This window comes from Rathayibacter rhapontici, from assembly GCF_001995175.1.
Taxonomy (GTDB): domain Bacteria; phylum Actinomycetota; class Actinomycetes; order Actinomycetales; family Microbacteriaceae; genus Rathayibacter.
On record NZ_MUKN01000004.1, the window covers coordinates 67,241 to 84,683 of the forward strand.

The following is a 17,443-nucleotide window of genomic DNA, read 5'->3' on the forward strand; positions in this document are numbered from 1 at the left end:
TGCAAGGCGGAGGAGGAAGCGATACCGGCGGTATCGCGCCCGACGACAACGCCGCAGATCGCCGTGCCGGGGCCCTCGCTATTCGGTCGACGCGCGGAGCTTGGAGATCTCGTAGAGCGCGACGGACGCGGCGATGCCGGCGTTCAGCGACTCCGCCGCCGAGCTGATCGGGATCGAGACGATCGCGTCGCACTGCTCGGTGACGAGACGGGACAGGCCCTTGCCCTCGCTCCCGACGAGCACGAGGAGCGGCCGGTCGGCGAGCTCGAGGCCCGGCAGCATCGTGTCGCCGCCGCCGTCGAGGCCGATGACGAAGACGCCGTCGCGCTTGAAGTCCTTGATCATCGCGGTCAGGTTCGACGCCATCGCCACGGGGACGCGCGCGGCGGCTCCGGCCGAGGTCTTCCAGGCGGCCGAGTTGAGCCCGACCGAGCGGCGCTGCGGCACGATGACGCCCTGGCCGCCGAACGCGGCGACGGAGCGGATGATCGCGCCGAGGTTGCGCGGGTCGGTGATGCCGTCGAGCGCGACGAAGAGCGGCGTCTGCGCGCGCGAGACGCTGCGCTGCAGAAGGTCGCTCGGGTGCGCGTACTCGTACGGCGGCACCTTGAGGACGAGTCCCTGGTGCACCGAGTCGGGGCCGGCGAGCCGGTCGAGCTCGGGACGCATGATCTCGAGGACGGGCAGGCCGCGCGCGGTGGCGAGCTTCAGCGCCTCCTTGACCCGCTCGTCCATCTCGATGCGCGTCGCCACGTAGAGGGTCGTCGCGGGGATCTTGGCCCGCAGCGCCTCGAGGACGGAGTTGCGCCCCGTGACCATCTCGGACTCGTCCGCGCTCTTGGGCTTGCGCGACGGAGCGGGCCGACCCGATCCTCCGCGCGCGGCCGCTGACAGCGTGCTGCCGGGGCGTCCCTTCCCGCCGGCGGCGACGAAGCGCTCGCGCGCCGCCTTCGCCTTGCCTGCGGGGTGGTACGGCCGGTCCTCGGCCTTCGGCGTGGGCTTCTTGCCCTCGAGGGCCTGACGACCCTGACCGCCGGAACCGACGGCCTTGCCCTTGCTCTTCTTGCGGACCGCTCCTGGGCGGCCGGGCTTATTCGCCATCGAGACTCCAATGCGCACCCGTCTGGGTGTCTTCGATCGTGATTCCCGCCGCGGCGAGATCGGTTCGGATGCGGTCGGCGGCCGCCCAGTCGCGCTGCTCCCGCGCGGACTGGCGCTCGAGGACCAGACGGTCGACGAGGACGCTGAGGGCCCGGTAGGAGGGCTCGTCGTCGGAGCGTGCCCACTCGGGCGCCTCCGGGTCGATGCCGAGCACCGACGCCATGGCGAGGACCTGCGTGCGCAGCGCCGCGACGGTGCCCAGATCCTCGGCGTCGAGGGCGGCGTTGCCGGCCCGGACGGTCTCGTGCAGCACGCCGACGGCCTGCGGGACGGAGAGGTCGTCGTCCATCGCCTCCGCGAACTCGTCCGGGACGAGGGGCTCGCCGACGGAGGCGAAGCGGGTGCCCTCGAGGCGGCGGCGCGACCGGTCGAGGAAGCCCTCGATCCGCTCGAGCGCGGCCTCGGCCTCGTCGAGCGCTCCGTCGTGGAACTCGAGGGTGGAGCGGTAGTGGGCGGAGCCCAGGTAGTAGCGGACGACGAGCGGTCGAGCCGCGTCCAGCAGCTCGGACGCGAAGACGGAGTTGCCGAGCGACTTGCTCATCTTCTGCCCGGTCACCGAGACGAGTCCGTTGTGCAGCCAGTAGGAGGCGAAGGCGTGCCCCGCGGCGCTCGACTGCGCGAGCTCGTTCTCGTGGTGCGGGAACCGGAGGTCGAGACCGCCGCCGTGGATGTCGAACTGCGTGCCGAGGTACTTCGTCGACATGGCCGAGCACTCGATGTGCCAGCCCGGACGGCCCGGTCCCCACGGGGACGCCCACGAGGCCGACTCCGGCTCCTCGGGCTTGACGCCCTTCCAGAGGGCGAAATCGTGCGGGTCGCGCTTGCCGCGCGGGTCGGCGTCGGTCGCGGCCTCCATGCTCTCGAGGCGCTGATGCGTGAGGGCTCCGTAGTCGGGCCAGGAGCGGGTGTCGAAGTAGACGTCGCCGGACTCGTCGGGCGCGGGGTAGGCGTGACCGAGCTCGATCAGGCGCTCGACGAGCGCGATCATCTCGGCGATGCTCGCCGTCGCCCGCGGCTCGTACGTGGGCGGCAGGATGCCGAGGGCGTTGTAGGCCGCGGTGAACTCGAGCTCGACGCGGTAGGCCAGCGCCCACCACTGCTCCGACGGCTCGCCCTCGGGGGCCGCTCGCCGCGACTCCTCGGCGATCGCGAGGATCTTGTCGTCGATGTCGGTGACGTTGCGCACGAGGGTGACGTGGAAGCCCCTGTAGCGCAGCCAGCGCCGCAGCTGGTCGTAGACCAGCGCGGAACGCAGGTGCCCGATGTGCGGGGAGGACTGCACGGTGGGTCCGCAGACGTACATCCCGACCTCGTTCGCGCGGAGGGGGACGAAATCGACGAGGGCCTGGGCCTTCGAGTCATGCAGTCGCAGAGTCACGGGGCGAGTTTACCGGGCGAGTCGCCCGCGGCCGGGCGGTGGGATCAGCGCGAGGACGCGGTCGGGAGCACGAGCGCAGTCGCCGTCGCCGCCACGCCCTCGCCCCGACCTGTGAAGCCGAGGGAGTCGGAGGTCGTCGCGGCGACGCTCACGGGGGCGCCGAGGATCGTCGACAGCAGCTCCTGCGCCTCATCGCGGCGCGGCGAGAACCTGGGCCTGTTGCCGATCAGCTGCACCGAGACGTTGCCGATCGTGAAGCCCGCCGATTCGACGAGCTCGCGGGTGGCCCGGAGGAACACGTCGCCGTGCGCGTTCGCGAAGCGCGGGTCGGCGGTCCCGAAGCGCGACCCGATGTCGCCCAGCCCGGCCGCGGCGAGGAGGGCGTCGCAGATCGCGTGGGCGACGGGATCGCCGTCGCTGTGACCCGAGAGCCCCCGCTCCCCGGGCCAGTGCAGCCCGGCGAGCCAGAGGGGCGACTCGTCGTCGAAGGCGTGGACGTCGGTGCCGATGCCGATCCGCGGAGCGGCGACGGGCACGGGCGGCGCGAGCAGCTGCTCCGCGCGCGAGAGGTCCCACGGCGTGGTGATCTTGAAGGCGAGCGGGTCTCCGGCGACGACGACCGAGCCGTGCCCGTGCGCGGCCAGGAGCGCGGCGTCGTCGGTGTGCTCGGCGCCGGCGGAGGCGTAGGCGGTGTCGAGCAGGGTGCGGGGGAAGCCCTGCGGGGTCTGCACGGCCGCGAGCTGCGCGCGGTCGACGGTCTCGAGGATCGCGCCCTCGGCTCCGATCCGCTTGATCGTGTCCGTGACCGCGAGGCCCGGCACCACTCCCCCGCCGGTCGCCCGCACCGCCGCGATGACGCGCTCGAACTGGTCGACCGGAGTGAGAGCGCGGGCGGCGTCGTGGACGAGCACCGTCTCGACGGAGGGGGCGAGGAGCGCGAGACCGCGGCCGACCGACTCCTGCCGGGTCGCTCCTCCGGCCGCGACCGCGACGTGGTCGGCGCCCGAGGCGGTGCGGCAGAGGGCGATCGTCTCGTCGACGAGCTCGGCGGGGGCGACCACGACGACCTGGACGGGCTCGGCGATCGTGAGGACCGTGCGGAGGCTGCGCTCCAGGATGGTCCGGCCGGCGCAGTCGACGTAGGCCTTGGGTCGCTCGCGGCCGAGCCGGGTGCCGCTGCCCGCTGCGACGATCACGACGCAGCGGTGGGAGGCGCCGAGGAGAGGGGGGTCATCGTGCACGTCCTTCCACCGGCTGTCGCCGGCGGTCAGAGTACCAAAGGGGTCGGGAGGTGAGGACCCCCTCGGTCGGACCGGCGGCGGGGGGTCGCTACGCTAATCTGGTGTCCGGCTCGTGCACCGTGAAGTCGCCCTGTCCGGGGCGAGCAGGGCCGACGATCTGGAGGATCCTGTGAAGGCGCGTATCGCTGCATCCGTCGTTCTCGCGGTCGGCGTCGCCCTCGCTACCGCCGGCTGCAACCTCGTCGCTCCCCAGGCGACGCGGGCCATCTACGACCCGAGCGACGGAGTCGGAGCCACCATCGGCGACCTCGCCATCCGCAACGCCATGGTCATCTCGAACGAGGGCGAGGAGGGGACGCTCATCGTCACCGTCGTCAACGACTCCGCCGAGACCGAGACCCTCGAGGTCCAGTACGAGTCCGACGAGGGACGCACCGACGGCGAGCTGACGATCGTGCCGGGCCGGAACCAGATCGGCCCCGAGCAGGGCCAGTCCGTGTACATGCCGGGTCTGGACATCGTCCCGGGCAGCCTCCTGCCGGTCTACTTCCAGTACGGCGACGAGGAGGGCAAGGAGATCCTCGTCCCGGTCCTGACCAACGCGCTCGAGGCCTACTCCACCCTCACGCCGGCCCCGTCGGCCACCCCGACGGCGACCACCACTCCGGACCCGGCCCTGACCGCGATCCCCACCCCCACGACCGAGCCCGGCAACTCGATCGAGCCCCCCGCCGGCGAGTAGCCCCGTCTCCCCTTCAACGGGCCGTCCACTCCGCTGGGCGGCCCGTCGTCGTCCCACCCCGCCCCGGCTGCGCCTCCCCCCGGCGAACACGGACCTCGACCCCCCGCTCCTCGGCTCCTCGACCAGCAGGCGGGACGCCTCCCGTCCACGCGTAGGAGCGACACCGCCTCGGGCGGCCCGGGTCTCGATACGCCGCTCCGCGGCTACTCGACCAGCAGCAGGGACGCCGCCCCGTCCACAAGCAGCCCGTCGCGCAGCGACGGCCCCACTCCGGCTCGTCGCACAGCGACGGCCCCACCTGCAGCTCGTCGCGCAGCGACGGCCCCACCGAAGCAGCTCGTCGCGCAGCGACGGCCCACCTGCAGCTCGTCGCACAGCGACGGCCCCACTCCGGCTCGTCGCACAGCGACGGCCCCACTCCGGCTCGTCGCACAGCGACGGCCCCACTCCGGCTCGTCGCACAGCGACGGCCCCACTCCGGCTCGTCGCACAGCGACGGCCCCACTTCTGGAGTTCTCCGCGGGGCCTGGTGGGGTCAGCTGCAAGGCGGAGGAGGGAGCGATACCGGCGGTATCGCGACCGACGACAACGCCGCAGATGGCCCCGCCAGGCCCCGCGTCACGAGTCGAAGCGGTAGCCGAGGCCGCGGACGGTGACCAGCAGCGTCGGCTCCTTCGGCGTCTTCTCGATCTTGGAGCGGATGCGCTTCACGTGGACGTCGAGGGTCTTGGTGTCGCCGAAGTAGTCGCTGCCCCAGACGCGGTCGATGAGCTGGCCGCGGGTGAGGACGCGGCCGGCGTTGCGGAGGAGCATCTCGAGGAGTTCGAACTCCTTGAGGGGCATGGGGGTCTCGACTCCGTCGACCTCGACGGTGTGCCGTTCGATGTCCATGCGGACGGGGCCGGCGGTGACGATGCGCTCCTCTCCCGGGTCCTCGGTGCGGCGTCGGAGGACGGCGCGGATCCGGGCGAGCAGTTCGCGGGTGGAGTAGGGCTTGGTGACGTAGTCGTCGGCGCCGAGCTCGAGTCCGACGACGATGTCCACCTCGGAGTCCTTCGCGGTCACCATGATGATGGGGATCTGCGAGCGGGTGCGGATCTCGCGGCAGACCTCGGTCCCGGGCATCCCGGGGAGCATCAGGTCGAGGAGGATCAGGTCGTAGTCGCCCTCGTCGAAGGCGGTGACGGCGCGCAGCCCGTCCTCGGCGACGGTGACGTCGTAGCCCTCGCGTTCGAGCAGGTAGCTGAGGGGTTCGCTGAGGGCGCTCTCGTCCTCGACGAGCAGGATGCTGGTCACGCGGTGTCTCCTATCGGGGCGCTGGACGCGAACGGCGTCCTCGCCGGGTCTGCTTCGGGGAGTCGGATGGTGAAGGTGGAGCCGCGGCCGGGCTTGGACCAGACGCGGACGTCGCCGCCGTGGTTCTGCACGGCGTGCTTGACGATGCTGAGGCCGAGGCCGGTGCCGCCGGTGTGGCGGGATCGGGCCTGGTCGACGCGGTAGAAGCGCTCGAAGACCCGGTCGAGGTCCTCCTCCGGGATCCCGATGCCCTGGTCGGTGACGGCGATCTCGACGACGCCTCCGGTCGAGCGCACGCCGATGCCCACGCGGGAGCCGGGAGGGGAGTACTGGATGGCGTTGGCGAGCAGGTTGTGCAGAGCCGAGACGAGCATCTTCTCCTGCCCGGCGACGTAGACCCTCTTCATCCCGCCCTTGACGAGGGTGACGTCGTGCGACTCGGCCAGCACGTGGGTCGTCTCGAGGGCGGAGGTGACGATGTCGTCGACGCGGACGAGCTCGGCGGAGGCGCCGACGTCGGCGGACTGCAGGCGCGAGAGCTCGATGATCTCGCGGGTGATCTTCGCGAGCCGGTGCGACTCCTGGGTCAGCCGGCGGGCGAAGCGCCGCACCTGCGTCGGGTCGTCGGCGGCGGAGTCGAGCGCCTCCGCGAGCAGGCCCACCGCTCCGATCGGGGTCTTCAGCTCGTGGGAGATGTTGGCGACGAAGTCGCGTCGCACGGCCTCGAGCCGGCGGGCCTCCGTGTGGTCCTCGGCGAGCACGAGCACGTAGCGCGAGCCCAGGCGGGTCGCGTGCACGACGAGAGTGACGGCCTGGTCCGAGAGCGGGCTCGTCGCCAGTTCGAGGTCCTGCTCGATGTCGTCGCCGAACCGCCGGACCCGGTCGACGATCGCCACCAGGTCGGGGTGGAGGAGCGTGTCCTGCGACACGAGGCCCAGGGCGATCGCGCGGGTGGACGCCTTGAGGACGTTGTGCGACGGGTCGGTCACGAACGCGGGCGCGCCGACGGCGTCGATGATCGCGTCGATCCCCTCCGGGAGGGTGACGGAGACGACCTCGGCCGCGATGCGCCCCTGCCGAGCCGCGAGGGTGAACACGGTCGTCAGAAGGACGCCGATCGCCACGCCGAGGACGAGCGCCAGAATCACGAACACACCCGAATCCACGGACCCAGGCTAACCATCCACCGGGCGTCTCCCTACCGGATGCCGGACGAGGGACAGCAGGTCGAGTACTGTTCAAACCCGCGGCACCGTTCGTTAACCTGCCGTGGTCATCATTGCTGCGCCTGCGCCGTAGAGGAACAGGTGCTGCGTCGCGCGTGGTGCGCGACGCATACCCGGCACCGTTCGCCGTGCGTGCCGCAGAGAGGGTCGATCACAAGATGCGCGAAGTATTCCAGCAGGAGCTGGCCGAGGTCCAGGATCGCCTCGTCGAGATCTCCGGACTCGTCGAGATCGCGATCGAGAAGGCGACTCAGGCGTTCAACCACTCCGATGTCACCCTCGCGGAGGAGGTGATCGCGAGCGACGCCCGCATCGACGAGCTGGCCATCAGCCTCGACGAGCTCGCGATCGACATCCTCGCCCGGCAGAACCCGGTCGCCCGCGACCTGAGGATCGTGGTCTCCGCCCTGCGGATCAGCGCCTCGCTCGAACGGATGGGCGACATCGCCGAGCACATCGCGCAACTGTCGCGGTACCGCTTCCCCGACAAGGTCGTGCCCAAGAGCCTGCGCCCTACCTTCGTCGAGATGGGCCGGCTGGACGTCGTCGTCGCCCACAAGCTCACGGAGCTGCTGCGCTCGCAGGACCACCGCATCGCCGAGGAGATCCGCGACGAGGACGACAAGATCGACGAGCTGCACGTCAGCGTCTTCGACAAGGTGCTCAGCGAGGCGTGGAAGGGTCAGGCCGCCGACACCGTCGACGCCACGCTCGCCAGCCGGTACCACGAGCGCTTCGCCGACCACGCGGTCTCGATCGCCAAGAAGGTGCAGTATTTGATCTCAGGCGATTACGCCTGAGTGCTGTGATCGCGCTCTGCGCGATCACAGCCGCGGTCGGCTTGTCGGGATGGATGCGTTCCGAGGAGCGTCCTGCGTTCGGCTAGGCCGAATGGCTCGCACGCGATTCGGCCGTTCGCCTTTAAGGGGGTCGGCCGGCCTGCACGGTTGAACCCCGGATTCCGCCCGAGCGGATTCGGGGGACGGATACTCGGCCGTCCTCCGCTCGACGAGTAGCGCGAGCTCCCGTCTTCTCTGCTGATCGAGTAGCGCGCGGAGCGCGCGTATCGAGATCCGCGTGATCCGAGCGCGGGCGCAGAACACAGGTCTCGGCCGATCTCCGGCTCGTGGGAAGCGGTTCGGCTCGCAGGACGTCGTCCTTCTTTGCGAGCCGAGCCGGATTCAGCGAGCGGAGGTGCCTCCGGAGATGCGGAAGGCCCGCTCGGATCGGGGATCCGGCGGGCCTTCCGTGGGGGCGGGACCTACTTCTTGGCGCCCTGGGCTGCGACGGCCGCGGCACCGGCGGCGGCCGCCTCCGGGTCGAGGTACTCGGCGGGGCCGACCGGCTCGAAGTTCTCGTCGAGCTTGTAGACCAGCGGGATGCCGGTCGGGATGTTGAGCTCGGCGATGTCCGAGTCCGAGATGCCGTCGAGCGTCTTGACGAGGGCGCGGAGCGAGTTGCCGTGCGCGGTGATCATGACGGTCTTCCCCGAGGCGAGGTCCGGCTTGATGTCCGACTCCCAGTAGGGCAGCATCCGCTCGATCACGAGCTTGAGCGACTCGGTGCGCGGCAGGGCGTCGCCGAGGTCGGCGTAGCGCTCGTCGTGCGCCTGCGAGTACTGGTCGTCGTCGTCGAGCGGGGGCGGCGGCACGTCGAAGGAGCGGCGCCAGGTCTGGAACTGCTCGGGGCCGTACTCCGCGAGGGTCTGCGCCTTGTCCTTGCCCTGCAGCGCGCCGTAGTGGCGCTCGTTCAGGCGCCAGGAGCGCTTGACGTCGATCCAGAGGCGGTCGGCCACCTCGAGCGCGATGTTCGCGGTCTGGATGGCGCGGGTCTGGCGCGACGTGTAGACGACGTCGGGGTGGAGCCCCGCCTCGGTCAGCAGCTCGCCGGCGCGGGTCGCCTCCGCGACGCCCTGCTCGGTGAGCCGCACGTCGACCCAGCCGGTGAACAGGTTCTTCTGGTTCCACTCGCTGTTGCCGTGGCGCACGAGGATGAGAGTGTAGGTCTCGGACATGCGTCCAGCTTAGAGGCGGCCCCCTCGCCCGCGGATACGCTGATCCCCATGCCGATCGGAGCCGTCACCCGCGGGACGACGGGCACGAACCGGCTCCGCCGGGTCGACCGGTACCTCGCCGAGCTGCCGGTCCTGCGCTCGTCGGCTCGGCCGCTCGTGGTCGACCTCGGGTTCGGCGCGAGCGCGGTCACCACGCTCGAGATGCACCGGCGGCTGGTGCGGACCGCTCCCGGCGTCGAGGTCGTCGGGTTCGAGATCGAGCCGGCCCGCGTCGCCACGGCGCGACAGCAGCTCGAGGTGGTCCGCGGAGGCGGGACCGCCTTCCCCGCGGACGCGCGGGTGGCGTTCGAGCGCGGCGGTTTCGAGATCCCCCTCCCCCGCGGTCGGCGCGCGAGCGTGATCCGGGCCTTCAACGTGCTGCGCCAGTACGACGAGGACGCGGTCGCCGGGGCCTGGCGGATCATGACCGATCGGCTGGAGCCGGACGGGGTCCTCATCGAGGGCACCTGCGACGAGATCGGCAGGATCTGCACGTGGATCGAGATCGGGGCGGGCGGGCCGCGCTCGCTGACCCTCTCCCTCCGCCTCGGCGCGATCCCGTCGCCGATGATCGCGGCGGAGCGGCTGCCCAAGGCGCTGATCCACCGCAACGTCCCCGGCGAGCGCGTCCACGCGTTCCTCCTGGCGCTCGAGCGCGCCTGGACGGTGAACGCACCGCTGGCCGTCCACGGCCCCGGGCAGCGCTGGCTCGCGTCGGTCCGGGCGCTGCAGGAGGACTGGCCGATCCTCGGCGGACCACGGCGCTGGAGGCTCGGGGAGGTGACCGTCGCGTGGGAGGCGGTGGCGCCCGCGGACGCGACCCCGTCGCTCCGCTGACCGGGAGCGCAGGACCCGCGACCGTCGATCCCCGCGGTCCTGTGAGCATTCTCAGATGTGCGGACGGTACGGTCCCTCCCCATGGACGACCCTCCCTCAGACGCGCCCGCTCATGAACCGGTGCGCGCCACCGCCCCCGCCCCTCTGATCGGCGGTGACGCGCGTGCCTGAGTGGCTCGGCATCGTCATCGGCCTCCTCCTGACCGTCGGCACCGGCCTCTTCGTCGCCTCGGAGTTCGCCCTGGTCAACCTCGACCGCAACGAGCTCGAGGAGCGCCGCGCCCGCGGCGAGAAGCGCCTCGACACGACGATCTCCGCCCTGCGGATCACCTCCACCCATCTCTCCGGCGCGCAGCTGGGCATCACGCTCACCACGCTGCTCACCGGGTACACGTTCGAGCCGGCCATCTCGTCGCTGCTCGCCGAGCCGCTCCGCTCGGTCGGCGTCCCCGAGGGGATCGTCCCCGGCATCGGCGCCGTCATCGGCGTGCTGCTCGCCACCGTCTTCTCGATGGTGATCGGCGAGCTCGTGCCCAAGAACTTCGCCCTGGCCCTCCCGCTGGCCACCGCGCGCGCGGTCGTGCCGTTCCAGGTGCTGTTCACGACGGTCTTCAAGCCGGTCATCGTCCTCTTCAACAACACCGCGAACGCCCTGATCCGCGCGATGGGGGTCGAGCCCAAGGAGGAGCTGTCGGGCGCCCGCAGCGCCGACGAGCTCGGCTCGCTCGTGCGCCGCTCCGCTCTCGAGGGCACCCTCGACCGCGACCACGCCGACCTGCTGCACCGCACCCTGCTCTTCTCGAGCCGGAGCGTCGCCGACGTGATGACCCCGCGCGTCCGGATGGCCTCGGTCACCCTGCAGAGCAGCGCCGAGGACGTCGTGCAGCTGGCGAACCGGACCGGCTTCTCCCGCTTCCCCGTGCTGGGCCGCGACTCCGACGACATCCGCGGAGTGCTGCACGTGAAGCACGCCTTCGCCCTCGAGCCGGAGCGCCGACGGAGGGTGAGCGCCGAGGAGCTCATGGTCGCGCCGATGCGCGTCCCCGAGACCGCCCGGGCCGACGCGCTGCTGGCTCCGCTGCGCGGCAGCGGACTCGCGATCGCGGTGGTCGTCGACGAGTACGGCGGGACCGCCGGCGTCGTGACGCTCGAGGACCTCGTCGAGGAGATCGTCGGCGAGCTGGAGGACGAGCACGACCGCACCCGCGCCGGAGTGATCCGCACCGGCCGCTCCGCCACCTTCGGCGGCGAGCTGCGCCCCGACGAGGTCGCAGCGCGGCTCGGCGTTCTGGTTCCTGAGGGCGAGGACTACGACACCGTCGCCGGCTTCCTCTCGTCGCAGCTGGGCCGCCTGCCCGAGCTGGGCGACGAGGTCGCGCTGGAGTCCGGCGTGCTGCGCGTCGACCGGGTCGCCGCCAACCGGGTGGACCGCGTCCGGTTCACCCCCGACACCGAGGGCGGAACTGCCACCGGAGTCGCCGCCCTGCGCGCCGAAGGAGCCGTCCATGAGTGAGTACCTGCCCGGGATCGCCTGGCTGGTCGTCCTCCTGGTCGTCAACGCGTTCTTCGTCGGCGCCGAGTTCGCCGTCATCTCGGCCCGTCGCTCGCAGATCGAGCCGAAGGCCGACGCCGGGAGCCGCGCCGCGAAGACGACGCTCTACGCGATGGAGCACGCCACGCTGATGCTCGCCACGAGCCAGCTCGGCATCACCGTCTGCTCCCTCGTGATCCTCAACGTCTCGGAGCCGGCGATCCACCACCTGCTCGAGATCCCGCTCGGGCTGACGTCGCTCTCGGCCGAGGCGATCGGCGTCATCGCGTTCGTCGCCGCGCTGCTGCTGGTGACGTTCCTGCACGTGGTGTTCGGCGAGATGGTCCCGAAGAACCTCGCGTTCTCGGTTCCGACGCGGGCGGCCCTGCTGCTGGCACCGCCGCTCGTGCTGGTGTCGCGCCTGGTCAAGCCGGTGATCTGGTCGCTGAACTCGGTCGCCAACGGCATCCTCCGCCTCGTGCGGGTCGAGCCGAAGGACGAGGCGACGAGCGCGTTCACCCTCGACGAGGTCGCCGCGATCGTGCGGCAGTCCACGCGCGAGGGGATGCTGGTCGACGCCTCCGGGACCGTCACGGCCGCGTTCGAGTTCACGACCAAGACCGTGTCGGACGTCGCGGTGCCGCTCGCCGAGATGGTGCTGCTGCCCTGGGAGTCGACCCCGGCGGACGTCCGCCGCGCCGTCGCCGTGCACGGCTACTCCCGCTACCTGCTCGCCGGGGCCGACGGACTGCCCGGCGGCTACCTGCACCTCAAGGACGTCTCGGACCTCGCCGATCCCGACGCCCCGGTGCCGGCCAAGCGGATCCGGCGTCTCGCGGCGGTGTCGGGCGGCGACGAGCTCGAGGACGCCCTCGCGGCGCTGCGGCGCACCGGCGCCCACATCGCCCGGGTGGTCGACCGCGACGGCCGCACCACCGGCGTGCTGTTCCTCGAGGACATCATCGAGGAGCTCGTCGGAGAGGTGCAGGACGCGACGAACGCGTGACCGGGGCCGCGCTGTCAGACGAGTTCCGGCAGCGCGGCCCTCGCGTCCGCGGCGTCCATCCCGGTCGCCGTGAGCAGGTCGACCGCCAGAGGCCGCAGGATCACGAGCAGCGTCTTCTCGGCGAGCCGCGCGTCCGGGATCATCCGCTGCGGATCGAGGGTCGTCGCCAGCAGGACCAGGTCCTGCCGGGCCAGGGCGAGCATCGACGGATCGGCCAGCGACCGGCCCAGCAGCGCGATGCCGGGACCGAAGCCCGCCACCGCGTCGGCGAGGGCCGGGCGCGGTGCGGCGTCGCCGACGAGGAAGTCGGTGCGCCGGGCGACGATCCGGAGGTTCCGGGTGGCGAGGTCGAGAGCACCGAGCATCGTGCGCTGGCGCTCCAGCTCCCCTCGGTGCCGCCGGAGGAAGGGCGAGATCCGCGCGACGCCGATCGCCGAGTCGAGAGCGGTCGACCAGCCGTCGATGACGGGCTGCGTTCCGCGGATCCGCTCGAGGGCCGCGGCGGAGGCCGTGCCGTCGCCCCGGCGGAGCGCGTCCGCGAGTGTCTCGATCGTGCCGGCGAGCGCGTCGACGAGCCGATGCGCCTCCGCCCGCGCCGCCCGGAGCGGAGTGCGGGGGACGATCGCGGTGCACAGCAGAGCGGCCAGTCCGCCGACGAGCCCGTCGAGGCTGCGCGTGAACACCCCGCCGTCGGGCGCCGGCAGCACCATCACGAGCATCGCCTGCGTGCCCGCCGCGACCGCGAATCCGGGTGAGGGCGAGAGTGCGCGGCCGACCGTGAAGACGACGGCGAGCACCACGCCAGCTGCCAGACCCCGGTGCCCCAGAGCAGCAGCAGCACTTCGCTGAGCGCGATGCCGAGGATCATCCCGATCGCGGTCTCGGCGACCTGCTTCGGACGGGTGTCGCGGGCGATGCCGAGGCTCGAGATGGTCACGGTGAGCGAGAGCACCGGGGCAGGGTGCCCGAACGCGAACCGCGAGACGGAGTAGGCGAGGATCGCCGCGAGCACGATCTGCAGCACGGCCGGAGCCGAGGCCACCGCGCGCGCCAGCCCCCGCGAGGGTCGGAGGCGGTCGTCCCGGACGAGGCCCCGGATCCGCTCGGCCGCCCGATCCCGACGCGCGGGTCCTGCGGCCACCACGGCGTGGCCTACCTGTCTTCGCCCCGAGCCGGGGCAGGCGGGGCACTCCCGCCTCCGCACCGGCTCCGGGTGGGACGACGACCTCCTGGGACGCCGCGACGCGGACCTCGCCCGCGAGGACCGTGAGCTCGAGCTCGACCGGGACGGCGCGCTTGATCACGGCGAGGGCGATCGGACCGTCCTCGTAGTGCCAGGCGCTGGAGGTGACGAGGCCGACCTCGACGTCCTCGCCGCCCTTGGGCGCCGTGACGACGTCGCCGTGCGACGGGAGCGCGGAGTCGGAGCCGTCGAGCTGCAGCAGAACGAGGCGGCGGGGCGGGTGGCCGAGGTTGTGCACCTTGGCGACCGTCTCCTGCCCGCGGTAGCAGCCCTTGGCGAGGTGCACGGAGGAGCGCAGCAGATCGAGCTCGTGCGGGATCGACCGCTCGTCGACCTCTGTCGCGTGCCGGGGGCGCCACGCCGCGATGCGGAGCGCCTCGAGCGCATCGGCGCCGGCGAACGAGACTCCGGCGCGGGCGGCGTCCGACGGGAGCGCCTTGAGGACGGAGCGGGGCACGAGCGTCTCGCGCGCGTGCCAGTCGGCCGCCGGGTGCTCGGCGAGGGCGTACTGCCAGCCCCCGGGCTGGACGCTGGTCCACGGATCGATCCAGCTGACGGCGTCCTCGCCCGCCAGTTCGAGCGCGAAGGCGGCGGCAGAGCCCTCCCCGAGGGTCGCCAGCGTGGCGAACTCGCTCGTCCGGTCGGCGATCTCGACGCGGAGCATGAACCGCATCCGATCGAGCCAGGCGGCGAGGCCCGCGGTCTCGTCGCGGTCGAGCAGGAGCCAGGCGGTCCCGCCGTCGTCGACGACGCGGATCAGGTGCTCGATGCGGCCGGTCGGGTCCAGGAGGAGCGTCTCGGCCGAGTCGCCGGGCGCGAGCCCCCGGAGCGCCTGGCTGGTCAGCGAGTCGAGCCAGGTGAGGCGGTCGGGTCCGGTGACGGTGACGACTCCGCGACCCGAGAGGTCGACGAGCGCGGTGCCGGCGGCGAGCGCCCTCTGCTCCCGGAAGGGCTCGCCGTAGTGCGCGGCCACGCCGGGCTCGGCGACGCTCGCGGTCGCGACCGCGCCCGGGACGTCCAGCAGCGGCGAGACGGGACTAGTCGACACGGGCGAGCCGTCCGGAGGCGTGGGTGCGCAGACCCTGGCCGAGCGCGGCGATGTCCCACGCCCACAGCAGGTGGTCGTCGACGAGGCCGTAGAGGCGCGTCGCCGCGGCGTAGTCCTTCGCGGCGGCGGTGCGCATCACCGCATCGGTCGCGAGATCGATGCGCGGACCCTTGACCTGGCCGAGGTACAGCTCGCTCACCCCGTCGGGGTGCACGAGCGAGACCTCGATGTCGAAGCCGCCCCCGGCGTTGCGGAGGGTCTCGACCGACTCCGCATCGGGGTACGCGGGGGCACCGCGCCCGGGGAGCATCGCGGGGCCCGCGTCGCGTCGGTGAGCGGCCGGCTGAGGCGCCAGTACCCCATCTCGCTCACCAGCGGGCTGTGCCCGATCTCGCGGTCGTCGTCGACCAGCCAGGTGTAGGAGCTGTAGTTGAGGTAGGGCAGCCCGTCGTAGCTGAAGCTGATGCGGTGGCCGAACTCGGCCTGCACGGAGTCGTCGCCGACGGCGTAGTCGACGACACCGGAACCCTCCCAGACGCCGAGCAGCCAGGAGAGGGGGACGAGCTCGGGCGGCAGGCCCGACGGAAGGGAGATCACTCCGGCTCTGTCGCGGCGGCTAGCGCTGGCCGCGGTAGAGCTTGTAGACGACCACGCCGGAGACCCACGCGATCGCGAGGGAGGCGAGCCCGAGCAGTCCGAGATAGAAGAGTTCGAGGGCGAGAAGCATGGCTCCATCCTACCCGGCGGCACGGCGCCGGAGCGGGTCGGACGCCACCCTCCGCAGCAGAGGCCCTCAGCGGCCGGCGAGAGCCGCGATCGCGCTCGCGACGCCGATGACGACCATCGCCCCGACCACGCTCGTCATGGCCCGCAGCAGGTACCCGGAGGCTCGCGCCACGGCCAGCTGCACCGCGAACGTCGCGAGGACGCAGCCGCCGAAGGTGAGCGCGAGCCAGGTCTGCGCCGACCCGGGCGACGCGAGGGCCAGCGAGACGACGGAGCCCACGAGGGCGAGCGCCCACACCACGCCGATGCCCACCCGATCCCCGCTCATCCGTCAATCATGCCCGAGGCGGTCGGCCCTTCCGGCCCGCCGCTAGTATTGCCGCAGACCATTTCTGGAGGATCCGTGGCGCAGTTGTTGATACTGACCTCTGCGGGGGGCACCGAGGTGCTGCCCGCTCTGGGGCTCCTCAGCCACCGCACCAGGCAGATCCCGGCCGAGCCGGCGCAGCTCGTGAACGCTCCGAGCTGCGATCTGATCTTCGTCGACGCGCGTCAGGACCTGGCCAGCGCCAAGTCCCTCTGCAAGATCCTGACCACCACCGGGATCAACGTCCCGCTCATCCTGATCCTCACCGAGGGCGGACTCACGGCCGTCTCGGCCGATTGGGGAGTGAACGACGTCATCCTCGACTCGGCCGGGCCCGCCGAGGTCGACGCCCGCATCCGGCTCGTGATCGGGCGCCTCGCCCAGGAGCAGTCGGCGTCGCGGATCCAGGCCTCGGGCGTCGTGATCGACGAGGCCAGCTATTCGGCGAAGGTCCACGGCCGCCCGCTCGACCTCACCTTCAAGGAGTTCGAGCTCCTGCGCTTCTTCGCCACGCACCCGTCTCGGGTCTTCACCCGCGAGCAGCTGCTCAGCGAGGTGTGGGGCTACGACTACTTCGGCGGCACCCGCACCGTCGACGTGCACGTGCGGCGCCTGCGCGCCAAGCTCGGCGATCTCGAATCGCTGATCGGAACCGTCCGCAACGTCGGATACCGCTTCAACGTCTACGAAGAGGACAATGAGCGAGTCGCTCAACCTCTCGGTTGAGGATCTGGCCGACCCCGCGGTGTCGGCCGGCCTCGAGCACCTGATCGGTCGTGCCGCCTGGTTCGACCACCAGCCCCCGTTCAGCGACCAGACGCTGGTCGACGCCCGGAACGGCTCGCGCACGCTCCTCATCGGCCTGCGGGCCGACGTGGTCGTGGCCGCCGCCGTCCTGGGGCAGGGCGAGCTCGAGTTCGTCGTCGATCCGGAGTGGCGCGGCGTCGGCTTCGGCCGCGCGACCCTCGAGCAGGTGCTCGCGAGCGGCCGCACCGGCCTTCTCGCGTGGGCGCACGGCGACCATCCGGCGGCCCGGGCCCTCGCGGCCTCGCACGGGTTCGCTCCGGTGCGCACCCTCCTCCACCTCGAGCTCGAGCCGCTCGCGGCGCCCGAGGTGGAGGTCCCCGAGGGCTTCGTGCTCTCGGGCGCCCGCGACCTCGATCCCGCCGAGTGGGTCGCGCTGAACGCGCGGGTGTTCGCCGCGCATCCCGAGCAGGGCCGCCTCACGGAGGAGGACCTCGCCGCCCGCCGCGCCGAGCCGTGGTTCGACGAGGGCGACTTCCTCCTGCTGCGCGACTCCTCCGGTGCGCTCGTCGGCTACGACTGGCTGAAGATCGAGCCGGGATCGACGACGGGCGAGATCTACGTCCTCGGCATCGCTCCGGAGCAGGCCGGTCGCGGCCTCGGACGCGCTCTGCTCGGCGCCGGGCTGGCCCGCATGCTCGAGCGCGGCTGCACCGCCGCCGATCTGTACGTCGAGGCCGAGAACCGCTCGGCGGTCGCCCTCTACCGCTCCCTCGGCTTCACCGACGCCTCGGTCGACGTGCAGTACCTGCAGCGGCGTCCGGCCGTCCGCTGACGCGGGCGC

General features: G+C 72.1%; 14 protein-coding genes and 2 pseudogenes. 7 read left to right on the forward strand and 9 right to left on the reverse strand.

Annotated elements, in window-relative coordinates; genetic code table 11:
- Positions 1–78: 78 nt before the first annotated feature.
- From rlmB to B0T42_RS02355, 3 genes are read right to left on the reverse strand one after another with little or no spacing between them, the layout of a single operon-like run.
- The gene (rlmB, locus tag B0T42_RS02345; protein WP_077221797.1) at positions 79–1,101 is read right to left on the reverse strand and encodes a 23S rRNA (guanosine(2251)-2'-O)-methyltransferase RlmB; all 1,023 of its coding nucleotides are present in this window, start codon (positions 1,099–1,101) and stop codon (positions 79–81) included.
- Entirely contained in the window at positions 1,091–2,539 is a 1,449-nt protein-coding gene (gene cysS, locus B0T42_RS02350; RefSeq protein WP_055787693.1) for a cysteine--tRNA ligase, read from the reverse strand. The genes rlmB and cysS overlap by 11 nt, the downstream gene beginning before the upstream one ends.
- A gap of 44 nt (positions 2,540–2,583) precedes the next feature.
- Entirely contained in the window at positions 2,584–3,780 is a 1,197-nt protein-coding gene (locus tag B0T42_RS02355; RefSeq protein ID WP_077221798.1) for a bifunctional 2-C-methyl-D-erythritol 4-phosphate cytidylyltransferase/2-C-methyl-D-erythritol 2,4-cyclodiphosphate synthase, read from the reverse strand.
- Positions 3,781–3,949: 169 nt separating this feature from the next.
- Here B0T42_RS02355 and B0T42_RS02360 point away from each other — a divergent pair, with 169 nt between their 5' ends.
- On the forward strand, positions 3,950–4,522 hold the full coding sequence (locus B0T42_RS02360; protein WP_077221799.1) for a hypothetical protein: 573 nt from the start codon (positions 3,950–3,952) through the stop codon (positions 4,520–4,522).
- A gap of 618 nt (positions 4,523–5,140) precedes the next feature.
- On the opposite strand, the gene B0T42_RS02365 is transcribed toward B0T42_RS02360, so the two are convergent.
- Together B0T42_RS02365 and B0T42_RS02370 are read right to left on the reverse strand one after the other, a co-directional pair.
- Positions 5,141–5,818 carry a response regulator transcription factor gene (locus B0T42_RS02365; protein ID WP_055787684.1) on the reverse strand — a complete coding sequence of 226 codons (678 nt, stop codon included), beginning with the start codon at positions 5,816–5,818 and terminating at the stop codon, positions 5,141–5,143.
- Positions 5,815–6,972, reverse strand: a complete 1,158-nt coding sequence (locus tag B0T42_RS02370; protein ID WP_342418194.1) for a sensor histidine kinase — start codon at positions 6,970–6,972, stop codon at positions 5,815–5,817. Before B0T42_RS02370 ends, B0T42_RS02365 begins: the two co-directional genes overlap by 4 nt.
- Before the next feature lie 230 nt (positions 6,973–7,202).
- Between B0T42_RS02370 and phoU the strand changes: the two genes are divergently transcribed.
- Complete coding sequence (gene phoU, locus B0T42_RS02375; protein ID WP_077221831.1) at positions 7,203–7,844, forward strand: phosphate signaling complex protein PhoU; 642 nt, start codon at positions 7,203–7,205, stop codon at positions 7,842–7,844.
- A 461-nt stretch (positions 7,845–8,305) separates the two neighbouring features.
- Here phoU and B0T42_RS02380 read toward each other — a convergent pair whose 3' ends face one another.
- Positions 8,306–9,058 (reverse strand): phosphoglyceromutase, encoded by a 753-nt coding sequence (locus tag B0T42_RS02380; RefSeq protein WP_077221801.1) that lies wholly within the window; start codon positions 9,056–9,058, stop codon positions 8,306–8,308.
- A gap of 48 nt (positions 9,059–9,106) precedes the next feature.
- Here B0T42_RS02380 and B0T42_RS02385 point away from each other — a divergent pair, with 48 nt between their 5' ends.
- From B0T42_RS02385 to B0T42_RS02395, 3 genes are all read left to right on the forward strand, one after another.
- Positions 9,107–9,934 (forward strand): class I SAM-dependent methyltransferase, encoded by an 828-nt coding sequence (locus B0T42_RS02385; RefSeq protein ID WP_077221802.1) that lies wholly within the window; start codon positions 9,107–9,109, stop codon positions 9,932–9,934.
- Between the two features lie 163 nt (positions 9,935–10,097).
- Entirely contained in the window at positions 10,098–11,447 is a 1,350-nt protein-coding gene (locus B0T42_RS02390) for a hemolysin family protein (RefSeq protein WP_077221832.1), read from the forward strand.
- Positions 11,440–12,471 (forward strand): hemolysin family protein, encoded by a 1,032-nt coding sequence (locus B0T42_RS02395; RefSeq protein WP_077221803.1) that lies wholly within the window; start codon positions 11,440–11,442, stop codon positions 12,469–12,471. The genes B0T42_RS02390 and B0T42_RS02395 overlap by 8 nt, the downstream gene beginning before the upstream one ends.
- Positions 12,472–13,634: 1,163 nt before the next feature.
- On the opposite strand, the pseudogene ygfZ reads toward B0T42_RS02395, so the two are convergent.
- The 3 genes and pseudogenes from ygfZ to B0T42_RS02410 form a co-directional block, all read right to left on the reverse strand.
- Positions 13,635–14,762 (reverse strand): annotated as a pseudogene (gene ygfZ, locus B0T42_RS20425) (CAF17-like 4Fe-4S cluster assembly/insertion protein YgfZ); the annotation flags it as partial.
- A pseudogene (locus tag B0T42_RS02405) lies at positions 14,752–15,359 on the reverse strand (nitrobindin family protein). The pseudogenes B0T42_RS02405 and ygfZ, both read right to left, overlap by 11 nt.
- 196 nt (positions 15,360–15,555) lie before the next feature.
- Positions 15,556–15,816: a hypothetical protein gene (locus B0T42_RS02410; protein WP_139344391.1), complete on the reverse strand. Its 261-nt coding sequence runs from the start codon at positions 15,814–15,816 to the stop codon at positions 15,556–15,558.
- Between the two features lie 75 nt (positions 15,817–15,891).
- Between B0T42_RS02410 and B0T42_RS02415 the strand changes: the two genes are divergently transcribed.
- A complete protein-coding gene (locus tag B0T42_RS02415) occupies positions 15,892–16,581 on the forward strand; it encodes a winged helix-turn-helix domain-containing protein (RefSeq protein ID WP_055787643.1) in 690 nt (229 codons plus the stop codon).
- On the forward strand, positions 16,553–17,434 hold the full coding sequence (gene mshD, locus B0T42_RS02420) for a mycothiol synthase (protein WP_077221807.1): 882 nt from the start codon (positions 16,553–16,555) through the stop codon (positions 17,432–17,434). Before B0T42_RS02415 ends, mshD begins: the two co-directional genes overlap by 29 nt.
- Positions 17,435–17,443 lie beyond the last annotated feature (9 nt).

Excerpts from the sequence above, each read along its gene's own strand:
- mshD (WP_077221807.1), top strand. The coding sequence starts at position 16,553 with ATGAGCGAGTCGCTCAACCTCTCGGTTGAGGATCTGGCCGACCCCGCG.
- phoU (WP_077221831.1), top strand. The coding sequence starts at position 7,203 with ATGCGCGAAGTATTCCAGCAGGAGCTGGCCGAGGTCCAGGATCGCCTC.
- rlmB (WP_077221797.1), bottom strand. The coding sequence starts at position 1,101 with ATGGCGAATAAGCCCGGCCGCCCAGGAGCGGTCCGCAAGAAGAGCAAG.
- B0T42_RS02410 (WP_139344391.1), bottom strand. The coding sequence starts at position 15,816 with ATGAGCGGGGATCGGGTGGGCATCGGCGTGGTGTGGGCGCTCGCCCTC.
- B0T42_RS02380 (WP_077221801.1), bottom strand. The coding sequence starts at position 9,058 with ATGTCCGAGACCTACACTCTCATCCTCGTGCGCCACGGCAACAGCGAG.
- B0T42_RS02385 (WP_077221802.1), top strand. The coding sequence starts at position 9,107 with ATGCCGATCGGAGCCGTCACCCGCGGGACGACGGGCACGAACCGGCTC.
- B0T42_RS02395 (WP_077221803.1), top strand. The coding sequence starts at position 11,440 with ATGAGTGAGTACCTGCCCGGGATCGCCTGGCTGGTCGTCCTCCTGGTC.